This is a genomic window from Flavobacterium sp. J372 (assembly GCF_024699965.1).
In the GTDB taxonomy this organism is placed as follows: domain Bacteria; phylum Bacteroidota; class Bacteroidia; order Flavobacteriales; family Flavobacteriaceae; genus Flavobacterium.
In genome coordinates, this window is sequence record NZ_JAJOMZ010000003.1 from 1 (window position 1) to 22,632 (window position 22,632).

The following is a 22,632-nucleotide window of genomic DNA, read 5'->3' on the forward strand; positions in this document are numbered from 1 at the left end:
TTCTTAACAACCTTCTTTGTCACGCTACTGCCATTTACATCTTCAATCTTCGCGGAAATAAATGCCCTGGCTAAGCGCCGAAATATCGATGCTGTTTGTAAGACATTGCTAAGCACGCTGCCCTGCCTGGTTGTATATCTCAATTCTAGCAATGCCTGTATTGGCTTTTATGTTGAGGATGTTTTTAGACGGCACAGGATAAACCGTGACCGTTGATGAACTGCGGCGATCCGGCGGCGGCGTCAACCGCTGTTGTCGGCCCAATGTTGTTATCAACTCGTAATTAAAGTGTGCCTGTGCCAAAGTATCACCCAACTGAACATTAGCTTTTGGCTTTATCTTGCCGGCAATAACACCAATATACAGGATGGAAGCTCTGTTTACATTGCCAGCCAGTGTAATAAATGGCATCAAACGTAAATGTGGCCTCGGCACCATTTATTATTTCAACACGGCCGTTATGGCTCGTAACGTCAATCTGCATGGTTGTGATCCTTTCTGCACCATCCAGCCAAGTTATTCCCCCTACCCCATGTTTCAGAAACGGATAAGGTAGTGAAGGTACTCATCGGCATCTTCAAGCGATATCCATTTTACTTAAGCTGTGATATCGTGGGGATCATTATCGAAACTCCTACCGTTGCAGTGTCCGTTGCTGAGTTGTCGTCTGGCGTCGCGTCTCTACTGCCGCTCAGCGGCTGATTAACTTTACTTCATCGCCTTGTTTTCATCGTTGCCATGTGTTTTAGCTATGAGGCTAACTATAGATTCTTTAGGCTGAAATACCGAAACTGTACCCATCTTGTAAGTGAGGTTATCTCCTGTAACAGTTGCCCCGCGGCGATGAATCAGGATCATAATTTAGTTTTTGCACCTATCAAAATTCCTACACAAGACTGCCTCCCGCAGGTACTGTCCCTGTGTTTTTAACGACAACTTTGTATCGAACCGGGAATCCAGGCCTTACTTCAGTTATATTGTAAATTGAAACGTCAAGATCGGTAATTTGCGTTGTTGTCTGCAGGCAGAAATTAAGCGTACTGTTGCCTCCGCTGTTATTTGAGAAAGCAGATTAGCCAGACTGCGGCGTAGCCGTCGAAATTTGCCAGTGGCGAAGTGTTGTTGTATTATATGTGCTTCCTGATTTGTTTCGTCGTGAAAACACTAAAAGCATTTGTAAAAGATGACCCCATGTATTACTACCACTTAGTTGATAAATTACTAAAACCTGCTGTGACGTTGTATCTGTTGTATTTTCAACCATTGGCATCAACATCAAAACGTACGAGTGCCGGTAATTGTATTATAATATTCACCAACATTTTTAAACCAGCTTACTGAATCATCAAGCACCGAGCAGGCAGACGATATCATTTTTGCCATCGCCATTTATATCTGTCACGGCTATACTGCTCTGGGTCCGCTTCCCCCGGTGTTAAGTATATAATTAGGTGGAAGAAATGTGCCTGTATTAACATTGTTACGATACCATACAGTGCTTGCCCATTGTGTGATGTTGAAACGATGTCTTTGTTGCCATCTTCATCAATATCAACTTACCTTTGTCATCTCAAAGTTAAGAAACGTAGTCGCAATAAAATTTTTTTCTGACTGAAAGCACCAGACCCCATACCCTGAAACCATGGCAGTTCAGTGGGCTCTTGCAATAAACTTACCAAGATCCTTTCTTGCTCATCGGCATTCATATCGGTTATTATTGTAAATTCTCCAAAAGGTATATTTTGCAAATCTGTTGCAGGGATTAAAGTGCCGGTACCCAAATTTTTATACCATTTAACAGCTACAACTTCCGACTGCCGTGTTATTTTATCAGGCTTAGTCATTATCAATATCGCCAAGAAAATTTTATTAGGATATATGGCCATGTAGTCCATGGTGTAATAGCATAAGGATTGGCTTAAATGCCATTGCCATTGTTTTATACACTTTAACAGCAGGAGCTATATAAGCAATTATATCTTTACCCGTCACTGTCTACGTCAACATAATTATAGCTGTAAGCAGGGTTGCCAAACTCTTCAGGTGTTATAAGCTGTTGTGTAAATATTCCCTGCCCGTTATTCTTATAACAAAATAGAGAAGTATAGTTGCCTTGCACCAAATATGTGCTGTTCGCCATAATGTCGAGGTCGCCGTCATTATCTATATCAACAAGCGTGGCATTACATGCGCCATTCAGAGAAGAGGTCACAATATTCTGGTTTCCTGTAAAGCCTTGCCCGTTATTATTTTTGTACCAAGTAATCTTCTTGTCGGTTCCAGATGATACCACAATATCTATATAGCCATCACCATCAATATCGCCTGTGTCCGCTTTATTAGGGTCAAACACTGCGCTGGTGATGTTCACTTCGCTATTAAAAGCCATCCGGCGTGTTTTTATACCACGACAATTTGTAGCCCGCATTACTTGCAACAACATCAATACTTTCGTTGGTATTTATATGGCCAACCGCAAAATTGATGATGCCGGCCATATTTTGGGCGATAACCTGCTCAGCCGCCACAATACCATTTCCCATGTTTTTGTACCAGGCCAATTTACCTGTTTCCCTTCTCGACAAGCCAATGTCGTGTTTACCATCATTGTCAAAGTCGGCGGTTTCCAGCCAGAACCAATCATAGCTATTATTTGCCGTTAGTGGTGTAACCAGGGTTTGCCTCGCACCAAACTGACCATTATTATTGTTTTTGTACCACACCAAACTTTTCAAGGAAAAGCTTGAATCCTGTTCCCATCTTATAAATACAATATCTTCATTACCATCACTATCCATATCAGCAGCTGCGATATTAAAACCTATAGATGCTGTATCTATAGGTTGCATTGCTGCAAAATTCCCGTCCCCGATATTTTTAATTAAACCCATTGTATTTACATGGTTATACACAATATCCGGAAGACCGTCATTAGTGAAATCTGAGCATGTAAACACTATAGTTGCATCACTAAGTTGGGCAATTACAGTGGGCGAAGCGAAATTCTGCCCGTTAGTATTTTTAGACCAGCAAACAGCATTATTTTTTATAAACACAAGATCAGGTTTTCCATCAGCATCTATATCAGATAAATAAAGGTTTACATCTGCAATGGTATTGCCAAGACTAGCTATCATCACTACAGGAGCAAAATTACCTGCTCCGTCATTCTTGATAAAACCTATGTGTGCTGACTGACTTTGTTCACTATATCTATGGAAAATAATGTCCTTGTCTCCGTCACCATCAATATCACCTGTAATAAATCCGCGCATTGACTCACCTGTAAGTATAGTTTTACCCCGGCCAAATGTACCATGTCCATCAATATTTTTATGCCATAGGATTTTGTTGACCCCTTACTTACAACATCATTTTTACCATCACCGTCAATATCTGCAATTGCAGTATACATCAAATGAAAGTCGCCGGATGTCTCGTCTGTTATTATTTCCCGTGCAAAACCCGTTTGGGCTTGAGCTGCCCCGCAAATCGCTAAAAACACAAGCGTAAAAATTTTCTTCATAAAGTGATTTATTCTGCCGCGAATATAGCATATTGTTTTGATTTACAGCAAACAAAATACAAGCGACCGATATGTGGACTGTTTTACAAGCACACTAAATAAAGACTAAGCTGGAAAATTTCAGAATTTCAAAGAACGTTTGCAAGACTTGAAAAACTTTGAAAACTGAAGACTTTGAAACTTGAAGACTTGAAAAATGAAACCTTAACTTTCTACACTGCAAAATTACGGCGGCTATTTTGAACCGGCGTTACAAAACCCTTTCAAAAAGTTACCGTTCATCGATTATTTTATAAGGAAGAATTTTCTTGCATTTTTTTAATTGAAAAACATATTGAACAGCACCTGTTAAAGAAGTGTTAATCGCTGCTCTGCAAAAATTCAAAAGTGAAGGCAAATAAGGCAATTTATTGTTCAGGTGTTAAATTCTGTTAAAACGAGGCGCGAAAATTAATTATCGTAACTTTGTTTTTTATACCACAAAATGCCGGGCAAAATTTTATCAAACATCAACTCCCCCAAAAGACATTAAACAGCTTTCAATTAGCGAATTACATCAGTTGTCGCATGAGTTGAGGGAGTTTATAATTGATGTGGTTTCGGTTAAAGAGGGGCATTTGGGTGCGAGCCTGGGCGTTGTAGAGCTTACTGTTGCCCTGCACTATGTTTTTGACACCCCTAATGACCTGTTAATCTGGGATGTAGGCCACCAGGCGTACGGCCATAAGATACTCACTGGCCGCCGAGACAGCTTTGACACCAACCGTCAGCTTGGCGGTATCAGCGGCTTCCCAAAACGCGATGAGAGCGAATACGATGCTTTTGGCACAGGCCACTCAAGCACTTCAATTTCAGCAGCTCTGGGCATGGCGCTGGCCTCAAAATTAAAAGGTGATTCTGAAAAAGTACACATTGCTGTGATTGGTGATGCCTCGATAGCATCAGGAATGGCTTTTGAGGCCCTGAACCACGCCGGGATGACCGATGCCAACCTGCTGGTGATACTCAACGATAATTCCATTGGCATTGACCCGAGCGTTGGCGCACTCAAGCATTATCTCACAGAGGTAAAAGCAGGCCGTAATCCGCGCCAAAACAACATGATACGCTCGCTGAATTTCAATTATAGCGGACCTATTGATGGCCATAATCTTGAAGTTCTGGTTGCCGAACTTAATCGGCAGAAATCACTGAAAGGCCCACGTTTCCTGCACATTGTTACAACCAAAGGCAAAGGCATGAAACTGGCTGAGGAAGACCAGGTGAAGTACCACGCCCCGGGTAAATTTAACCGCGAGACTGGTGAAGTTTTGCCGGTTAAAAACGAAGGGCTTCCGCCCAAATACCAAGATGTTTTCGGGTTAACCCTGGTTGAGTTGGCGCAGCAAAATGATAAAATCATCGGGATTACGCCGGCCATGCCATCGGGCTCGTCTATGAAATTTATGATGGAGGCTTTCCCGGATCGTGCCATTGACGTTGGCATTGCCGAGCAGCACGCCGTAACCCTCTCCGCAGGCCTTGCCAGCCAAGGAATGACGGTGTTTTGCAACATCTACTCAACCTTCCTGCAACGGGCATATGACCAGGTTATTCACGATGTGGCTTTGCAAAATTTGCCTGTTATTTTCTGCCTTGACCGCGCCGGGCTGGTTGGCGAAGACGGCGCTACACATCACGGTGTTTTTGATATTGCCTACCTCAGCTGTATACCTAACCTTATCATTTATGCACCGCGAAATGAGTCTGATTTACGAAACATTTTATATACCGCCCAGCTTGGGCTGCCCCACCCCATTGCTATTCGCTACCCGCGTGGCCGTGCAGAAAACGCCGACTGGCTGAAGCCGTTTGAACGCATTGAAATAGGTAAGGCACAACAGCTGAAGTCCGGTAGTGAAGCTGCGATTTTAAGCACGGGTACAATCGGCAACAATGTTACCAAAGCGCTTGCAAATAGTAGTAGCGCTGATAAGTTTTCGCATTATGATTTTGGGTTTATAAAGCCGCTTGATGAAGAGCTCTTACATAAGATTTTTGCAGAATTCAAATCCATCATTACTATTGAAGACGGTACCGTTATCGGCGGTTTCGGCAGCAGCATTACGGCCTTTGCTGCAAAGCATAACTACAGAGCTGCTATCAGGGTTTTAGGGATTCCGGACAACTTCATTGAACACGGAACAGTAACCGAACTGCAACAAATTTGCGGTATAGACGTTAAATCACTTACCGATATTTTTTCGGCTTACTAAAATTACCGACTTTTGCACCGAATTAAAACCGTTTCCCGATGAAGTTCAGGGTATACCTCACTACAGTAGTGTTTTTGGCGTTTTTTTCTCAATTGAAAGCACAGGTGCTTATTACTACAACCCTGCCTGATACCATTACTTACTGGACGAAAACCAATACCGTGGGCCTTGACATAAACCAGGTAGCTTTTGTTAACTGGAGCGTAGGTGGTAATAATTCGGTTGCCGGGCTTGCCAAAGGCGCTTTCATCAGGAAATACACCAAAGGCAACCTCAACTGGAATAATGAGCTAATACTGAAATATGGGCTTAACAGTCAGGAAGGGCGTGAGATGCGAAAGACAGACGACCAGATACAAATGAACTCGACCTTCGGCTACCGCACAGACACGATATCTAACTGGTACTACAGTTCAAAATTTACTTTTAATACCCAGTTTGCCAACGGTTATGCCTACCCTAATACCGATATTGAAATCTCTGCCCCATTTGCACCTGCTTATATTTTCCTGGGTGTTGGTACAGAGTACATCCGCAAAGACCTTGGGCTTACTGCTTATTTCTCGCCTCTTACTGAAAAGACTACTTTAGTCCTGAACCAGATGCTTGCAGATAAAGGTGCATTTGGGGTTGATGGTGCCATTTATGACAGTGAGAGCAATAAATTACGAGACGGCAAAAGTCGCGTACTGAAGTTGGTATACTTGTAACCAACCAGATAAAGCGCCCAGTAGCTAAAAACATAAAAATGGATCACCGTATAAGTTTCTACAGCGATTACCTGAACAATTTCGGGAATATTGATGTAGACTGGCAGCTGTCGCTTGATATGACCGTAAATGAATATGTGAAGGCCAACATAGGCACCCATATTATTTATGATGATGATATAAAAGCTACCGAAGAGCGTGATGGCGGAGTAGTGACCGTAGGCCCGAAACTTCAGCTGAAGCAAATACTAGGGCTTGGGCTGAGCTATACTTTTTAGTCAGATTTTTCGATTATTAGATCTTTCGACAGCATGACTATTTCAACAATTGACCTCTTCGATTACTCGACAGCATGACTGTCTGAATGCTTATTCTTCATATACTTGGTAATTCGAACAGTCGAAATCGAATATCCAACTTTCGAAGATGTCGAACAGTCGATTATTTGTTCCCTGTTATCATATTGTACAACAGCACTGCCTTACCATCGGTAAGGGTTGATACAAAGTGGCAGATATGCAGCAGCCTGTCATATAAGTTCATTTTTTCGGTGATGAACTTTTCGGGAAGCATTTTCAGCAGCAGGTTGTCATAATTTCCCGCGGTGCCGTCATACTTTTTGTTGTAAGCGGTACAGAAGCTATCCAGAAGTACATTAATCATCCTGTAACCCATTATCTCCTTTTCTACTACTTCACGGCTTTGGTAGATATTCTTCACGCTCAGATTGATGATATCACGCATTTGTGCAGTATATCTGCCCTGATTTGTGAGCGCGTGGGGATATTTACCTTCCAGTATCAATTCTTCGTTCTCAAGGAAGGTGCTTACCGCATCGCTGATAAGGCTGCCTATTGCCAGTGCACGCAGGTAGCTCAGGCGGTCTTCCTTAGTTGTCAGCGTATTATATTTGGCTGCGTCTATAGAATCTTTTACCAGTTTTATGAGGTATTCCAGGGCAAATTCTTCAGGAATTAGGCCCAGGTTGATACCGTCTTCAAAATCGATAATGGTGTAACAGATATCATCGGCCGCTTCAACCAGATACGCCAGCGGGTGACGCTCATAACCTATATCTCCACTTGTTTTATTCGGAATCATTCCCAGCTCTTTCGCCACGTCCTGAACAAACTCTTTATCGCATTGGAAGAACCCGTACTTCTTATCAGATATATTGGCAGTCGGCTTTTTAGGAAGCGATTCTTTGGGGTATTTCATGAAAGTGCCAAGCGTGGCATATGTGAGGCGTAGGCCGCCCTCAACGCCGGGGCGTGATGATGTAAGCAGTGTGAAACCGTTGGCATTGCCTTCAAAATCAATCAGGTCCTGCCACTCTTTATCAGTAAGCTTATCACGGTACTGCTGCCCGTTGCCGGTTTTAAAATACTCGCCAATAGCTTTCTCACCCGAATGCCCGAAGGGTGGGTTGCCAATATCATGTGCCAGCGCCGCCGCTGCCACAATAGCCCCAAAATCGTTCATATGGAAACCATGCACTTCGCTTAAGTATGGATGCTTCTCTATGATTTTCTTGCCTACCAAACGCCCAAGTGAACGCCCAACTACACTCACTTCAAGGCTGTGCGTGAGGCGGGTGTGCACAAAGTCGGTTTTAGAGAGCGGTATCACCTGCGTCTTGTCCTGCAGGCTGCGGAACGCCGACGAGAATATAATACGGTCATAGTCCACCTCAAAGCCGAGGCGGGTATCATCCTGTTCTTTACGTAAACGCTTGCTTGTATCGCCCTGCCTTTTAAGAGACAGCAGCTGTTCCCATTGCATCATGGAGTTTTTGTTTCAGGTTTAAGGTTTCAAGTTACTCACTCTTGCAGCAAAACTTGTGGCTTGTGCCTTTTGGCTAGTTACTCTTCTTTACGTGGTGTTTTTACGAACTTCTTATCAGCCAGTACAAAATCCTTTGACTTCATTGGGTAGTCGTGATAGCTGATATCGCTTGGGTTTTCAATCACCGAGCGTATCGTTATCTTATCGCCTTCCTTAAAGCTATTCACCACTATTTTATAATCCAGCAGGTACTCGCCACAGTGGTAGTTGCCTTTCTCATCTTTTCCGATAATGCCGGTGTATATATCCTTTTTATCTTTTGACATGATTTATTCTGATTTGCCTATATCATCGAAAGAATTTTTCCGACTCATTGCTTCATTATACAATTTAATATCAACTACATAGGTGTTAGAGAAGTTGTCGTGCCAGCCATACGCGTCATCACCAATAAAAGATAATGCCTCAAAAGGTATCAGCCTGCACAATGTACGCAGCACAATTGTCCCAAAAGATGGTTTTGAACCGTCGGCCATTACAACCATTGTCCCGGTGATTAACTTCCCTACCGTCCTCTGGAAAATTGATTCCGTTACAATGAAGTAAATCATTAATAGCAGCAGGCTGTACATGATATCTTCGAGCGTAGTCACAGTCTCAATCCAGGCCGTAAATCCTTCGGGATCTATTACAATCGCGATAAAACTCAACACGAACACAATCACATACCGGAAAATTAGGTCTATCACAAAATTCCCGAATCGCTTGCTTTTTACAGCAAGCACATCATCTGTTATTTCCATAAGGTGTTTTCAATCAAATAAGGAGCAGTTGCCTGCCCCTCATTTTCTGTTTGTGTTTGTTTTAAGGTTAAGATCCGCACATTTCGCAGTCTTCAGGGTCAGCATTGCGTGAACGCTCAAGCATCGCCCTGAACTCTGCCGCACTCATGCCTTCTGCTTCCGCCTCAACGGTTACAACTTCAGGCATTGCGGCTGCAACCGGTGCAGGCTCAGCTTTTTTATCGTTATTCAGCGTAAATTTAATAGCATCAACCGCGCTCTTCGTCCTCAGGTAATACATGCCTGTTTTCAGGCCGCTCTGCCATGCATAGAAGTGCATCGACGTAAGCTTGGCAAACGTAGCGCCCTCCATAAACAGGTTAAGTGACTGGCTCTGGTCAATGAAGTATCCGCGCTGGCGAGACATATCAATGATGTCTTTCATACTCATTTCCCATACGGTTTTATACAGCTCTTTTATATCAGCCGGGATGCCTTCAATATTCTGGATTGAACCATTTGCCCTCATGATCTCCTGTTTCAGGGTCTCGTTCCACAAGCCAAGGCGCACCAGGTCTTCAAGCAGGTGCTTGTTCACCACAATGAACTCGCCCGAAAGTACGCGGCGCGTGTATATGTTTGATGTATAAGGCTCAAATGCCTCATTGTTGCCCAGTATCTGTGATGTAGAAGCTGTAGGCATTGGCGCCATAAGCAGTGAGTTGCGCACGCCATGCTCCATAACTTCTTTACGAAGCGAAGCCCAGTCCCAACGCCCGCTAAGGTCGCTGTCATTAAGCCCCCCAGAGGTTATACTGGAACTCGCCCTGAGATATTGGCGAACCTGCAAATGTAGAGTATGGCCCTTCTTCTTTCGCCATTTCCATAGATGCGGTAACGGCGGCAAAGTACATGGTTTCAAATATTTCCTGGTTTAGCTTTTTAGCCTCATCACTGGTGAATGGCAGGCGCATAAGTATAAATGCATCCGCAAGGCCCTGCACACCCAAACCAACCGGACGGTGGCGCATGTTACTGTTCTCGGCCTCTTTCACCGGATAGTAGTTCCTGTCAATAACCTTGTTAAGGTTACGGGTTACGCGCTTAGTAACCTGGTATAGGTAATCGTGGTTGAATTTGCCATCTTCAACAAACATTGGCAGTGAAATTGAAGCCAGGTTACATACGGCAACCTCATCAGGCGCAGTATATTCCATAATTTCCGTACACAGGTTTGATGAACGTATAGTACCAAGGTTCTTTTGGTTTGACTTGCGGTTAGCGGCGTCTTTGTAAAGCATGTATGGCGTACCGGTCTCGATTTGAGACTCCAGTATTTTTTCCCAAAGCTCACGTGCCTTAATGGTCTTACGGCCACGGCCCTGTGCTTCGTAAGATGTATACAGCGCTTCAAACTCATCGCCATAAAACATCATATAGTCCCGGGCACTCGTTAGGGCACATCAGCGTCCAGTGTGCATCTTCCTGCACGCGCTTCATAAACAGGTCACTTGTCCACATTGCGTAAAACAAGTCACGTGCACGCATTTCTTCTTTACCGTGGTTTTTCTTCAGGTCAAGGAAATCCATGATATCAGCATGCCATGTCTCAATGTACACAGCAAAGCTTCCCTTGCGCTTACCGCCGCCCTGATCAACATAACGTGCAGTGTCGTTAAACACACGCAACATCGGCACAATACCGTTTGATGTACCGTTTGTACCGCGGATGTAAGAGCCTGTAGCCCTCACGTTGTGTATAGAAAGGCCTATACCACCCGCCGACTGCGATATCATGGCTGTTTGCTTCAGCGTGTCATAAATACCTTCAATACTGTCATCGCGCATGGTCAAAAGGAAGCAAGACGACATCTGCGGCTTTGGCGTACCCGCGTTGAAAAGCGTTGGCGTAGCATGGGTAAAATATTTTTTAGACATCAGCTCATACGTTTCTATAGCTGAGTCTATATCGTTCAGGTGGATACCTACAGATACACGCATAAGCATGTGCTGCGGGCGCTCAGCAATCTGGCCGTTCACCTTAAGCAGGTATGAGCGCTCAAGTGTTTTGAACCCGAAATAATCATAGTTGAAGTCGCGGTTGTAGATGATGGTTGAGTCCAGCTTTTCAGCATTGGCCATAATCACTTCATACACTTCGTCAGAAATAAGCGGAGCCTCCTGGTTGGTGCGGGGGTTCACGTACTTATACATGTCGTGCATGGTTTCAGAGAACGACTTCTTGGTATTCTTATGCAGGTTGCTCACAGCTATACGTGCAGCAAGCTGGGCATAGTCAGGGTGCGTAACCGTCATAGATGCCGCCGTTTCAGCTGCAAGATTATCCAGCTCACTTGTAGTAACGCCGTCATACAGGCCTTCAATCACGCGCATGGCTACCTTTACCGGGTCTACCAGCTCGTTAAGCTCATAACATAATTTCCTTACCCTGTCGGTAATCTTATCAAACATTACCGGCTCTCTTTTACCGTCTCTCTTTACTACATACATATGGCGACATTTTTTAGGTTAGAACTGGCAGCATAGCTGCATATATAATGGTTTGTTATCTTATTAAAAATCAGCATCAAAGCTTATTTTCTGCGAGTCTCCGCTTTCTTTGTTGAGCACGCCCGCCTTCTGGTATTCGCTTACGCGCTTCTCGAAGAAGTTGGTTTTCCCCTGAAGCGAGATCATATCCATGAAATCAAACGGGTTGCCGGTGTTGAACTGCCTTTCACAGCCAAGCTCTACAAGAAGCCTGTCGGTTACAAACTCAAGGTACTGTGTCATCAGCACGGCATTCATCCCGATAAGGCTCACCGGAAGCGACTCGGTAATAAATTCACGCTCAATGTTAAGCGCATCTATCAATATTTCTTTTATCCTGTCTTTCGATACTTTATTTACAAGATGGTGGTTGTGCAGGTGCACGGCAAAATCACAGTGAACACCTTCGTCTCGCGAAATCAACTCATTTGAAAAGGTTAGGCCCGGCATCAACCCGCGTTTCTTCAACCAGAATATAGAGCAAAATGCACCTGAGAAGAAAATACCCTCAACGGCCGCGAACGCAATAAGCCTTTCGGCGAAAGAGTCGCTTTTAATCCATTTCAGCGCCCATTCCGCTTTTTTCTTGATGGCGGGAAACACTTCAATAGCATGGAACAGTTTGTCTTTTTCAGCCTCATCTTTCACATAAGTATCAATAAGGAGCGAGTATGTTTCGCTGTGTATGTTCTCCATCATGATCTGGAAACCGTAGAAAAACTTAGCTTCCGGATACTGCACCTCGTTTACGAAATTTTCTGCGAGGTTCTCATTCACAATACCGTCTGACGCCGCAAAGAACGCCAGGATATGCTTGATGAAATACTTTTCGTCAGGGCTGAGTTTAGTGTTCCAGTCTGTAATATCCTGGTGCAGGTCAATTTCTTCAGCAGTCCAGAAACTAGCCTCCATTTTCTTGTACCAGTCCCATATATCATGGTGCTTGATAGGGGAAAATTACGAAGCGGTTTTTGTTTTCCTGTAAAATTGGCTCTATTGCAGACATATTATTTTGACTTTAATTTTATTATTTGTATGGCGATTTTACCGCCGGAGTAGATTACAAAGATTGGCATTTGAAAAAGAAAATGAAAGCCAAACTTATCCACAATCAGGCATAGTTTTTAACAACGCTTAACATTAAGGCAATCAAATATTAAATTTATAAATACCTGAAAAGCAAAATGTTACGAAACTAAAATAGCAAGATGAGATAGATGTAACGCCCTGTAAAATCAGGGCTTAAGAAGCGATTAACGCCTGCGTTGCGCAGGTTGTTCTTTCAGTTCGGCAGCCACTTTTTCAAGTTCAGCATACCAATCTTCCCTAAAGCGGCGTATCAGCGCCTCGCGTACAAATTTATACACCGGTACTTCAAGTTCTTTACCAAGGGCGCAGGCTGGGTTGCAAATGTCCCACCTGTCATAATTTACCGCCGCAAATTCGGTGAAGTCCTTTACCCTGATTGGGTACAAGTGGCATGAAACGGGTTTTTTCCAGCTTACGATGCCCTGGTTGTAGGCCTGTTCTATTCCGCACAGGGCGGTTTTTCCGTCAAATATTACGTACGCACAGTCTTTATTATCAATGAGCGGTGTTTCAAGGTCGCCGTCAGTCCCGGTAACCCATGTGCCCTGGGCCTCAATAGCAGCAATCCCTTCCGGGCGCAGGAATGGTTTTACCAGTGGATAGATCTCTTCAAGAATGCGGGTTTCCTCTTCATTAAGGGGTGCTCCTGCATCGCCGTCAACACAGCAGCCGCCATGGCATGCCGAAAGGTTGCACACAAAATCTTTCTCCAGTATGTCTTCAGACACTATTGTTTTACCCAGTTGAAACATGCGGCAAAGATAACCATTACATTTTGTATAAATATGTGCTAAAATCCTGCCAAAAAATTAACGGTGTGTTAGCTTCGGGTTCATAAATATTACGGTACTTTTGCGCTTGCAAATAATTTCGCACAAAGATGAATTTCGACTGGAGAGAAATGTTTACCGTGAGCATGGTGCTTTTTGCCGTGATAGATATTGTGGGCAGCGTACCTATTATAGTTGACCTACGCAACAAACTTGGCCATATACAAAGCGAAAAGGCTTCAATAGTTGCTTTAATCATTATGGTGGCGTTCCTGTTTGTTGGTGAAGAGATACTGAAGCTTATCGGGATTGATGCCAACTCGTTTGCCGTGGCGGGTTCGTTTGTACTTTTCTTCCTGGCGCTCGAGATGATACTCGGTATACGCCTTTACAAAGAAGATAATCCAAGCACAGCATCAATCGTACCTATTGCTTTCCCAATCATCGCGGGTGCCGGCACAATGACGACAATATTATCTTTAAGAGCTGAATACGAAAAGATTAACATTATAATTGCCATAGCGCTTAATGTGATTATTGTGTTCGCAGTACTTAAGTCTTCAGCAAAAATTGAGAAAGCATTAGGTGTAAACGGCCTTGGCGTAATCCGCAAAGTATTTGGGGTTGTGCTGTTAGCTATTGCTGTTAAATTATTCGCATCTAATGTTAAACAATTGTTTCTTTAGTTATAATCTGCATAACTTTACCACAGAATCATTACGATTTATATAATGAAATTTTTTATCTACACTCTTATCGCGATTGCAATTGCCCTGATCGCATTTAACGTCACTCTTCTTGATTTTGATAACCTGCTTGCCGGTAACAGCCTTGTAGCCCTTATTGGCATCATTGCCTCTATGTGTGCGGTTTGCATATTGCTTATCTTCAGGATGGCGAAAACTATTGAGGAGAAAACCAGGAACCTGTAGTTTCTCTGATATGTTTGACGTTTTAATTATAGGCGGTGGTGCAGCAGGAGTATCCTGTGCCCTTGTGCTCGGCTCATCTCTTAAAAAGCCTTATGCTGAAGGCAAGAAGGTAGGCATATTCACCCACCAGAAAGCTTCAGCCCTGCAAGACGGGCTTTACAACAATGTTTACGGCATCGCTCCCGGCACATTAGGTAAAGACATAATGGCCCAAAGCCTTGCCCACCTTTCAGGCACTTATCCTGATGTAGTACAGCTACCCGGAGAAAAGTGATGAAAGTGGAAGGTACTGCCGGCAATTTTACCATTATAACTAACAAAGGCGACTATAAGGCGCGGATTATTGTAGTGGCAGTAGGTTCGGCAGCAACTTTTGATATTGCGGGACTTACAGAATATATTATTCCGCACAAAAAAGCTTTACCTGAAAAAAACCGCATACAATTAAAGAATGAAGACCACCTGGTTGCTGATGGCATTTATGTTGCCGGGACACTTGCCGGTGAAAGAAGCCAGCTTAGTATTGCAGCCGGAAGCGGCGCTGCGGTAGCAACTGATATTATGACGTTGTGGAATAGCGGCACACAGAGCCAGCACCACGATAGCACAAGAAAATAAAAAAACCGCTGCATAGCGGTTTTTTTATTATTCAGGCAGGTTGTAATTATATGTAAACTCCCCTGCTTCTATTGTTACAACTATGTTGCTGTACTCATTATACAGCTGCCCGCTAAAAGTCCCCCTCAGCCTGTTATCACTGTTAAGCAGTGTATTTGAATCAATATCATATTCTTCTCCGTCAACCTGCTTGCGTATGGCAAGGTTACTGTCTTGTGAATATGCCCATCGTGTGGCACGGTTAGCCCCTGTTTCGTATTTATTTATCCTGAAAGCAATGTATTCTCCCGGCACACCATTATTAGACCCTACTACATTAAGATATCTTTGGCCTGTAGAACCCACTTTTTCTGTAACCTGTACATTATTATAAACTTTCTGTACATCATTCACAATAAATGTCATTTCGCCATAGGGCGTGTTAAGCAGTTCAGTGGTTTCATCTGAACATGACGAAGCCGTAAGCCCTATAATTATAGCAAATACCAGGAAGTATATTTTTTTCATATTGTTAACCTTTGAAAAAGTACTGCAATATAATAACTTTTAGCACTCACTATTTAGATTTTGACTTTAATTTAATCATTACGCTTATTGCTTCAGGTAGAGGCAATGGTTGTAATAGTCTATGATCGCTTTGCCCTGAAGCAGCACATCAGCCCCAATTATACCATGTACAGGCCTTGCTTTGTAAAGCCGAAGCGCTTCATTTACATGCGACATATCGAAAATAACAAGGCTCAGCGCGTCGGTTTTCCAGCGCCCCATCTGCAGCATATTTTCAAACGAAGATTTTGTGAGCATCCCTACACCGCCTGCTCCGGCAGCTTTGGTTTCAGAGTCGAGCGCGTTTAGCTTAAAATGTTCAATACCCTCAAAATCAACGCAACTGTTTGATGCCCCGGTATCAAGAATAAAATCGCCTTCTATCCCGTTAATCTTAGCCTTTATTCGCAGGTGCTGGGTCTTAGAAATTTTAAAGCTGATTTTTTTGTAGCCTTTATCTTTAAGGGTATCGTACAGGTTTTTCATTTATGACATTATGATTGACAAATTTGGTTTAAATTAAAGTATTGTTATACTGAAACACAAACCCAAATCGTAATTTTGGCACAAATTTACAACATGACTTTTACCGATACACATACACACCTTTACAGCGAAGAGTTTGAGCAAGACCGCGAGGCAATGATAATGCGAGCTTTTGACGCAGGCGTAACAAGGCTTTTTGTGCCGTCTATTGACTCATCATATACACAACAGATGTATGAGCTGGAAGCTAAATATCCTGAAAATGTTTTTCTGATGATGGGCCTGCACCCTACCTATGTGAAAGAAAACTATAAAGACGAGCTTGACCATGTGGAACGTGAACTGGCCGGGCGAAAATTTGCCGCGGTAGGCGAAATTGGGATTGACCTGTATTGGGATAAATCTACACTAGGGTGGCAGCAGGAAGCCTTTAGCAGGCAGATTGAACTTGCAAAGCAATATTCGCTGCCAATTAATATACATTGCCGTGACGCTTTTAATGAAGTTTTTGAAGTATTGGAGTCACATAAAGATGATAACCTGTATGGCATCTTCCATTGCTTTACCGGTGATTTCGCTCAGGCGAAGCAGGCCATCAGTTATAACATGAGAACTGGGAATAGGTGGTGTTGCCACTTTCAAGAATGGTAAAATTGACCAGTTTTTGAATGAGATACCCCTTGAAAACATTGTTCTTGAAACCGACGCTCCCTATCTTGCACCTAAGCCCTATCGCGGTAAGCGGAATGAAAGCAGCTATACTGTTATTATAGCACAGAAACTGGCTGAAATATACAGTATGCCTTTAGAAGAAATTGCCGACATAACTACTAAAAATTCAGTTGAAGTTTACGGCATTTAACAAAGATTTTCTAATAAAATCCATTAATTTTTTGTTCATTTGCAGGATTGTTTAACCCGCAGCAAGCACATGTCTAAATTTGACCATATAAGGCCTTTTTACGATACAGAAGTAAACGGGGCTATAAGGAGCGTGATACATCACCCAATGATGAAAGCGCTCATGAGCTTTACATTTCCCGGAACACCTGAAGAAGTCTGGACCCGAATGGCTGGAGAAAACGCATTCAAAACGTGATTTTCAGATCAATTTCATTTACCAGGCCATACAAAGGGTTCTTGAAAAAACATCTGACGGGCTTACCACTTCGGGTTTTGAAAAGCTTGAAACACACACACCCTACCTTTATATATCAAACCACAGGGACATCATACTTGATACATCATTGCTTAATGTGTGCCTGTATGACCATAAGCTTACCATGACAGCCAGTGCCATTGGCGATAACCTGGTGCAAAAACAGTTTTTGCAGGTACTGTCAAAACTTAATCGTAACTTTTTGGTACAACGCGGGCTTTCGCCAAGAGAACTGCTGCAAAGCTCTAAACTAATGAGCGAATACATTTACCAATTATTGATGAGGGAGTGCAGATCTGTATGGATTGCACAGCGTGAGGGACGGACTAAAGATGGTAACGACGCTACCCATCAGGGTGTACTGAAGATGCTTGCCATGGCCAGCGATGAGGAGAACCTTATGGATTATTTCAAAAGGTTAAGATTGTGCCGGTTTCAATTTCTTATGAATATGACCCTACAGATATGCTTAAAATGCCACAGCTGTTGGCAGAGGCTAACGATGAAGTTTACATAAAAGAAAAGAATGAAGACTTCATGACACTGATAAGCGGAATCATGGGCCAGAAAAAGCGAATACACCTGCATGTATGCGAGCCCCTGGACAAAGAACTTGATGCGATTGCTGCCACTGAAAGTAACCCAAATAAACAGATACAGGCACTTGCGCAGGTTATTGACGATGCCATATTAAGCACCTATAAGCTGTGGCCCACCAATTATATAGCCTATGACATGCTCAATGGATCTGACAGGTTTGCTGCACACTATTCTGAAAAGGGAAAAGATCTTTTTGAACGCCGGCTTGAACTTCGCATAGATGCAGATGACAAAATTGTGCGTGAAGGTTTCCTGGCTATGTATGCCAACCCGGTTGTTAACCAGATGAAATACCAGAATGCACTATAGGCCAAACATCCTGCTTATTTATACCGGCGGCACCATTGGCATGGTGAAAGATTTCACTACAGGAGCTCTTAAGGCCTTCAATTTTAAAAAACTGCTGAACCGCATACCCGAACTACGCCACCTGGACTGTAATATTGAAACGGTTTCTTTTGACCACCCTATAGATTCATCAAACATGGATCCGGATAAATGGACAAAGATTGCAGCTATAATAAATGACAATTACGACATTTTTGACGGTTTTGTGGTATTGCATGGCTCAGACACTATGTCGTATTCAGCATCAGCGCTAAGCTTTATGCTTTCTGGGCTTACCAAGCCAGTGATTTTTTACAGGCTCTCAGCTGCCAATCGGGGATTTGCGTACTGATGCCAAAGAAAACCTTATCACTGCCATACAGGTTGCGGCCCTACAAAAAATGGCAAACCCGTAATCAAAGAAGTTTGCCTGTATTTTGAATATAAGCTGTACCGGGGCAACCGCACAACAAAGATTAGCGCTGAGCACTTTAATGCATTTACATCGCCCAACTACCCTGCCCTTGCAGAATCTGGCGTGTATTTGAAGGTAAATGAAGATTTGCTGCACAGCAATAACAATGAACAATTTAGCGTAAAAGATAAGCTGGATGCAGGTACTGTAATTATCAAAATATTTCCTGGTATAAACAAAGCAGTACTAACATCAATAATGGCAACTCCGGGCCTTAAAGGCGCTGTTATTGAAACTTATGGCTCGGGCAATGCGCCTACAGATGAATGGTTTGTAGATATTTTAAAGGAGGCAATAGCAAAAGGCATCCACATCATTAATGTTACCCAATGTTCCGGCGGAAGTGTGAATATGGGGCATTATGAAACCAGTACCCAATTAAAGAAATAGGGGTTATTTCAGGCAAAGATATTACAACCGAAGCTGCCATTACAAAGCTTATGTGGCTGTTAGGGCAGGAGACTCCGGCAAATCAATTCATGTATGCTTTTGAAAGCAGCATCTGCGGCGAATTGACACAATAGCCTTTTTTTAATGGTTATTAAATAGTATTTTTGGCGCCAGCTTAGAGAGGTGGCCGAGTGGTCGAAGGCGCACGCCTGGAAAGTGTGTATGCTCCAAAAGGGCATCGAGGGTTCGAATCCCTTCCTCTCTGCAACTATATAAATAAAAAGGCTGCCTGTTGGCAGCCTTTTATCATAATCTACATTACAACTATTTTATAACGATTTTTGATGTACCGTAATTCACGTTACCGCTGTCAACGTTAAAGAAGAACATACCTGAGTTAAGGTGGCTGAAATCAAAGTTAAGCTCATTCCTTCCCTCTTCCAGGTTAACAGCTGCTGTATGTACCAGCTTGCCGGTAATGTCATGTACCGTAACTTTAGCAGTTGTTGTAACCTCGCTATAAAGCAAACAGTTGATATTACCTTGAAACGGGTTGGGAACATTACAAACTGGTTAACCATTGAGTTTAGCAACTCCTCATAACCTTCACGGGCTGTCTGGGTAAATTTAACGTCTTCTATTGTCAGGTCAAGGTCATTAGTCCCAGCCTGTACTGGTAAGAATGTGTACGTAATCATTGTAAGGTCATCAGCAGTCAATTGCTGGTTACTTGCAATCGATTTCATGAAGCTGAATGGTATGTAATAAACTTCTTCTTTGTTACGCACATTTATCACAGCTTTGTACTGGTGTTTCCATTCTGTAATACCGGCTTTACCAGGCCAATTTCAAGCAGGCCGCTACCTTTGGCTTTGAACGAAAGGAATTTATAATCAGTATAATTAGCGGGCAAATGGCCAGGAAGCAATGATTTGTATAGGGTAAGATAGTCTTGGTTGCTATGCGCCTGCAATTTTACATTCCTGTGTATAGCATACTCGTTCTCGTTATATACTCTGTCGAAGTCATTTGATACTGTGTAAGACTTTTATTATGGTGTTAGCGCCGTCATAGTCAAGGCCCCAGTTACCGTCAGCATGATAAAATGCATCCTGGGTAATTCCTTCCACTTTTATAAGCCCATCATACTCATAACCATCTTTGATATCGATACGAAGCGTCTGCGTCATTTCAGAAGTCAGTGGGTTATATCTCATGGCATAACCATTAGTTTCGCTATATACTTCTTCAGTAACAACCTCAATGTTCTGCCCTGCTTCAGCACTTTTCAGGTTAATAACCATATCTGTCCCTTCCCTTGACACTTTAGATGCATAGGTCTTCGGCATCCTTTGTACTTCTGTTTGCTGTACCGGGATGAAATTTTGAAGGTTGTGCAGTATATCTGTAACGAGTTTCTCTGTGCTTTCAGGATTTGTAGCCCAAACCTGGAAGTTATACATATCATTCATGATTGCATAATCCTTCACAAACCAGTTAGACTGCAGTGTATACTTAGTGTCGTTATTATTTTTGCAACAGCAAATGATATAGCATATTCAACAATACCTGTGCGTTGTTTTATTGCCTGCATCAGGAAATTATAGCCTTCAATCTGTACTGCTTTTTACGGTAAGTATTTCGGCGCCGCGAAGCCTGTCACATGATGCTTTGGTATGGTTATATACCTTATCTCTCGTTCTTACCCCAAGTACAACAGCTTTAGTTTTTGCCGGCTATTTCAAAGTCAACACTTATTACTTCCTGGGCTATAGTGTAGTCAAGGATATCTGTAGGTGATGTTACGTGCGATGTGTTTCCGGAAGCAAGTTCTGTCGGGAACATTGCAAGCATCGTCTGGCTGTTTACGTTGCGGCCGGCAGGGTTTGATTTTACAAGCAGCTTAGCTTTGTCATAAAGCATAGCATCGGTCTTTACTAATTCTGTAGGTACACTTTTCATTTTGCGTTGCACATATCTTTTTGATAAGGCATCACCAAGGCTTTCGCTTTCAAGTCCACCATTATTACCTGTACTTACATCATCAGACGCAATCACTACACCAACAACAGTTGATTTTTCACATCCGTTAGCAGTAGTTCCTGTAACAATTACTTCATAGTAGCCTTCTACAGTAAATGTAAAATTCACAATCGGCTGGTTGGTGTACAATCCTTGTACCTGCGCCTGCCATTGACCATGAATAATTAGTAAAATCTGAAGCATTTGTGAGCGTAAACTGCTTTGTGATTGATCCGTTACCTGTTGCAGCTGTTGCCTGGTTTAGAGCAGGAACAACTTCAGGGTACACAGTTAAAAATACTGTTTTTGTATTGCTGCCATAAGTATTTGTTGCGGTAAGCTTTACCATATGCACACCGGCAGTTGCAAATGTTTTAGTTGGATTCATGGCCGTGCTTGTAGTGCCATCGCCGAAATCCCAAAGGTATGAAAGCGGAGCTTCCGGTTGAACCGCATTTCCGGTATGAGATGTATTTGTAAACACAAATGCATTACCAAGGCACAGTGCGCCGTTGTTTATGCTAAAATTAGCTGTCGGGGGCAACACCTACCGGCTGTGCACAACCTGTAACAGATGGTGTGAAAACTGCATAATGCACTTCGCCGCCACTGTGTGTGAACGATTTTGCAATAACCTGCCCTTCGAGGTTTGACTGGTTACCGCTTTTATCAACGTTTGCAAAAGGAGCGAATACTGTACCTTCAATTGCATTACCTGATACAATGTTTAGCTGTGTGGTATTGTAAGAGTTATATATTAAATGTACGGACAGTTCTGGAAGCCTATGCCGCCCTGGTTCCATACATTCCAGTTATAAGTACCTGCCGCATCTACATTAATAACCAACACTTTTGAAGCGCTTGGCGGGTTATTGAAAATGATATTTTGTACAGCATTAAGGTCTGCTCCCGTAATATTAAAATAGTTTATACCATCAGCAAGATTGATTTTGATTTGTCCCGGCATATTGGTATGAGGTATAGTCGCTCCATTCGCATTTGTAATATTTGCATTGGCAGCACATTGTGAGATTGCCGAAGACTTTTGTGCGAAGCGTCTGGAAAGCTGCACTAAAATCAAGAAGCCCCCCCTGGAAAACAGGATTATTGTTTACACCTACGCCAAGCTGTGGAGAATTTGCCTGAAGCTCCAATTCTGGGCGAACCGTTGTAACCTCCTGCTGTAGGAGTAACCCTTATTGGAGGTGTGGCATTATTCTGGTCATAGTACCAAACGGTAGAGCCTGTGCTATTACCAATCTTTACGTATGTATTAGACTGTACCTGAACAGCGTTTCCGGATGTGTAATTAACTTTACCATTTACTAACAGGCCGATTTTTACTCCGCCTACAGTAAAGGTACCGGAATTATGTATAACCTGCACCTGGTAGCTGCCTTTAATAGTAAGGTCACCGCCGCAGGCAACAGGGCCTTCAGTTTCATTTGTTATAAGAGTAAGGCCGTTTCAGTAAAGATATTGAAACCTTTAGCTGCCTCGGTTGGGCTTTGCGCAGTAGCGGGTTGTAAAAAACAGAGAGGCCGCCGATAAAGGGCAGATCCTCGGGAGTACTTTTCTAATCATCAATATTAAATTTTTAACGTTTGGGG

Annotated in this window: 22 protein-coding genes, 1 tRNA gene and 9 pseudogenes; 10 read left to right on the top strand and 22 right to left on the bottom strand. The window is 42.9% G+C overall.

Features of this window, described 5'->3' with window-relative positions; translation table 11 throughout:
• Nucleotides 1-108: 108 nt before the first annotated feature.
• The 7 genes and pseudogenes from LRS05_RS00250 to LRS05_RS00275 form a co-directional block, all read right to left on the bottom strand.
• Nucleotides 109-411 carry a T9SS type A sorting domain-containing protein gene (locus LRS05_RS00250; RefSeq protein WP_257866488.1) on the bottom strand — a complete coding sequence of 101 codons (303 nt, stop codon included), beginning with the start codon at nt 409-411 and terminating at the stop codon, nt 109-111.
• 297 nt (nt 412-708) lie between these two features.
• Nucleotides 709-858: a hypothetical protein gene (locus LRS05_RS00255; protein WP_257866489.1), complete on the bottom strand. Its 150-nt coding sequence runs from the start codon at nt 856-858 to the stop codon at nt 709-711.
• A gap of 487 nt (nt 859-1,345) precedes the next feature.
• A pseudogene (locus tag LRS05_RS17570) lies at nt 1,346-1,414 on the bottom strand (hypothetical protein); the annotation flags it as partial.
• A 151-nt stretch (nt 1,415-1,565) separates the two neighbouring features.
• The gene (locus LRS05_RS00260) at nt 1,566-1,886 is read right to left on the bottom strand and encodes a hypothetical protein (RefSeq protein WP_257866490.1); all 321 of its coding nucleotides are present in this window, start codon (nt 1,884-1,886) and stop codon (nt 1,566-1,568) included.
• A gap of 95 nt (nt 1,887-1,981) precedes the next feature.
• Nucleotides 1,982-2,389 (bottom strand): VCBS repeat-containing protein, encoded by a 408-nt coding sequence (locus tag LRS05_RS00265; RefSeq protein ID WP_257866491.1) that lies wholly within the window; start codon nt 2,387-2,389, stop codon nt 1,982-1,984.
• Nucleotides 2,379-3,275: a VCBS repeat-containing protein gene (locus tag LRS05_RS00270; protein ID WP_257866492.1), complete on the bottom strand. Its 897-nt coding sequence runs from the start codon at nt 3,273-3,275 to the stop codon at nt 2,379-2,381. Before LRS05_RS00270 ends, LRS05_RS00265 begins: the two co-directional genes overlap by 11 nt.
• Complete coding sequence (locus LRS05_RS00275; RefSeq protein WP_257866493.1) at nt 3,182-3,526, bottom strand: hypothetical protein; 345 nt, start codon at nt 3,524-3,526, stop codon at nt 3,182-3,184. The genes LRS05_RS00270 and LRS05_RS00275 overlap by 94 nt, the downstream gene beginning before the upstream one ends.
• A gap of 484 nt (nt 3,527-4,010) precedes the next feature.
• On the opposite strand from LRS05_RS00275, the pseudogene LRS05_RS00280 reads away from it, so the two are divergent.
• The 3 genes and pseudogenes from LRS05_RS00280 to LRS05_RS00290 all read left to right on the top strand — a co-directional run bounded on the left by LRS05_RS00280 (nt 4,011) and on the right by LRS05_RS00290 (nt 6,769).
• Nucleotides 4,011-5,781 (top strand): annotated as a pseudogene (locus LRS05_RS00280) (1-deoxy-D-xylulose-5-phosphate synthase).
• A gap of 38 nt (nt 5,782-5,819) precedes the next feature.
• Nucleotides 5,820-6,491, top strand: coding sequence for a DUF3078 domain-containing protein (locus LRS05_RS00285; RefSeq protein WP_257866494.1), 672 nt, complete (start codon nt 5,820-5,822; stop codon nt 6,489-6,491).
• Nucleotides 6,492-6,529: 38 nt separating this feature from the next.
• A complete protein-coding gene (locus LRS05_RS00290) occupies nt 6,530-6,769 on the top strand; it encodes a hypothetical protein (protein WP_257866495.1) in 240 nt (79 codons plus the stop codon).
• 163 nt (nt 6,770-6,932) lie between these two features.
• On the opposite strand, the gene LRS05_RS00295 is transcribed toward LRS05_RS00290, so the two are convergent.
• From LRS05_RS00295 to LRS05_RS00330, 6 genes and pseudogenes are all read right to left on the bottom strand, one after another.
• Nucleotides 6,933-8,273, bottom strand: a complete 1,341-nt coding sequence (locus LRS05_RS00295; protein WP_257866512.1) for a deoxyguanosinetriphosphate triphosphohydrolase — start codon at nt 8,271-8,273, stop codon at nt 6,933-6,935.
• An 80-nt stretch (nt 8,274-8,353) separates the two neighbouring features.
• Nucleotides 8,354-8,602, bottom strand: a complete 249-nt coding sequence (locus LRS05_RS00300; protein ID WP_257866496.1) for a hypothetical protein — start codon at nt 8,600-8,602, stop codon at nt 8,354-8,356.
• 3 nt (nt 8,603-8,605) lie between these two features.
• Entirely contained in the window at nt 8,606-9,079 is a 474-nt protein-coding gene (locus LRS05_RS00305; protein ID WP_257866497.1) for an RDD family protein, read from the bottom strand.
• A 67-nt stretch (nt 9,080-9,146) separates the two neighbouring features.
• Nucleotides 9,147-11,569, bottom strand: a pseudogene (locus tag LRS05_RS17575) (ribonucleoside-diphosphate reductase subunit alpha).
• A gap of 63 nt (nt 11,570-11,632) precedes the next feature.
• A pseudogene (locus LRS05_RS00325) lies at nt 11,633-12,614 on the bottom strand (ribonucleotide-diphosphate reductase subunit beta).
• Between the two features lie 247 nt (nt 12,615-12,861).
• Nucleotides 12,862-13,449 (bottom strand): DUF3109 family protein, encoded by a 588-nt coding sequence (locus LRS05_RS00330; protein ID WP_257866501.1) that lies wholly within the window; start codon nt 13,447-13,449, stop codon nt 12,862-12,864.
• Between the two features lie 128 nt (nt 13,450-13,577).
• Here LRS05_RS00330 and LRS05_RS00335 point away from each other — a divergent pair, with 128 nt between their 5' ends.
• The 3 genes and pseudogenes from LRS05_RS00335 (at nt 13,578) to LRS05_RS00345 (ending at nt 15,017) form a co-directional block, all read left to right on the top strand.
• Nucleotides 13,578-14,153 (top strand): MarC family protein, encoded by a 576-nt coding sequence (locus LRS05_RS00335; protein WP_257866502.1) that lies wholly within the window; start codon nt 13,578-13,580, stop codon nt 14,151-14,153.
• A 45-nt stretch (nt 14,154-14,198) separates the two neighbouring features.
• Entirely contained in the window at nt 14,199-14,399 is a 201-nt protein-coding gene (locus tag LRS05_RS00340; protein WP_257866503.1) for a hypothetical protein, read from the top strand.
• Between the two features lie 10 nt (nt 14,400-14,409).
• A pseudogene (locus LRS05_RS00345) lies at nt 14,410-15,017 on the top strand (FAD-dependent oxidoreductase).
• A gap of 27 nt (nt 15,018-15,044) precedes the next feature.
• Here the strand turns inward: LRS05_RS00345 and LRS05_RS00350 are convergent.
• Entirely contained in the window at nt 15,045-15,524 is a 480-nt protein-coding gene (locus LRS05_RS00350; RefSeq protein WP_257866504.1) for a hypothetical protein, read from the bottom strand.
• Nucleotides 15,525-15,608: 84 nt separating this feature from the next.
• Nucleotides 15,609-16,049, bottom strand: a complete 441-nt coding sequence (locus tag LRS05_RS00355) for a retropepsin-like aspartic protease (RefSeq protein ID WP_257866505.1) — start codon at nt 16,047-16,049, stop codon at nt 15,609-15,611.
• A 93-nt stretch (nt 16,050-16,142) separates the two neighbouring features.
• On the opposite strand from LRS05_RS00355, the pseudogene LRS05_RS00360 reads away from it, so the two are divergent.
• The 4 genes and pseudogenes from LRS05_RS00360 to LRS05_RS00375 all read left to right on the top strand — a co-directional run bounded on the left by LRS05_RS00360 (nt 16,143) and on the right by LRS05_RS00375 (nt 19,265).
• Nucleotides 16,143-16,911, top strand: a pseudogene (locus tag LRS05_RS00360) (TatD family hydrolase).
• Between the two features lie 69 nt (nt 16,912-16,980).
• A pseudogene (locus tag LRS05_RS00365) lies at nt 16,981-18,117 on the top strand (1-acyl-sn-glycerol-3-phosphate acyltransferase).
• A pseudogene (locus tag LRS05_RS00370) lies at nt 18,107-19,134 on the top strand (asparaginase). The pseudogenes LRS05_RS00365 and LRS05_RS00370 overlap by 11 nt, the downstream one beginning before the upstream one ends.
• Before the next feature lie 43 nt (nt 19,135-19,177).
• Nucleotides 19,178-19,265 (top strand) — tRNA-Ser (locus LRS05_RS00375).
• A gap of 59 nt (nt 19,266-19,324) precedes the next feature.
• Here LRS05_RS00375 and LRS05_RS00380 read toward each other — a convergent pair.
• From LRS05_RS00380 to LRS05_RS00410, 7 genes and pseudogenes are all read right to left on the bottom strand, one after another.
• Nucleotides 19,325-19,546, bottom strand: a pseudogene (locus LRS05_RS00380) (T9SS type A sorting domain-containing protein); the annotation flags it as partial.
• A gap of 479 nt (nt 19,547-20,025) precedes the next feature.
• Nucleotides 20,026-20,490: a hypothetical protein gene (locus LRS05_RS00385; protein ID WP_257866506.1), complete on the bottom strand. Its 465-nt coding sequence runs from the start codon at nt 20,488-20,490 to the stop codon at nt 20,026-20,028.
• Between the two features lie 232 nt (nt 20,491-20,722).
• On the bottom strand, nt 20,723-21,151 hold the full coding sequence (locus LRS05_RS00390) for a hypothetical protein (protein WP_257866507.1): 429 nt from the start codon (nt 21,149-21,151) through the stop codon (nt 20,723-20,725).
• On the bottom strand, nt 21,117-21,569 hold the full coding sequence (locus tag LRS05_RS00395; protein WP_257866508.1) for a PKD domain-containing protein: 453 nt from the start codon (nt 21,567-21,569) through the stop codon (nt 21,117-21,119). The genes LRS05_RS00390 and LRS05_RS00395 overlap by 35 nt, the downstream gene beginning before the upstream one ends.
• Nucleotides 21,550-21,825 carry a collagen-binding domain-containing protein gene (locus tag LRS05_RS00400; RefSeq protein WP_257866509.1) on the bottom strand — a complete coding sequence of 92 codons (276 nt, stop codon included), beginning with the start codon at nt 21,823-21,825 and terminating at the stop codon, nt 21,550-21,552. The genes LRS05_RS00395 and LRS05_RS00400 overlap by 20 nt, the downstream gene beginning before the upstream one ends.
• Nucleotides 21,780-22,094, bottom strand: coding sequence for a collagen-binding domain-containing protein (locus LRS05_RS00405; RefSeq protein WP_308224779.1), 315 nt, complete (start codon nt 22,092-22,094; stop codon nt 21,780-21,782). The genes LRS05_RS00400 and LRS05_RS00405 overlap by 46 nt, the downstream gene beginning before the upstream one ends.
• A gap of 32 nt (nt 22,095-22,126) precedes the next feature.
• Nucleotides 22,127-22,474, bottom strand: coding sequence for a choice-of-anchor A family protein (locus LRS05_RS00410; RefSeq protein ID WP_257866513.1), 348 nt, complete (start codon nt 22,472-22,474; stop codon nt 22,127-22,129).
• Nucleotides 22,475-22,632: the final 158 nt, after the last annotated feature.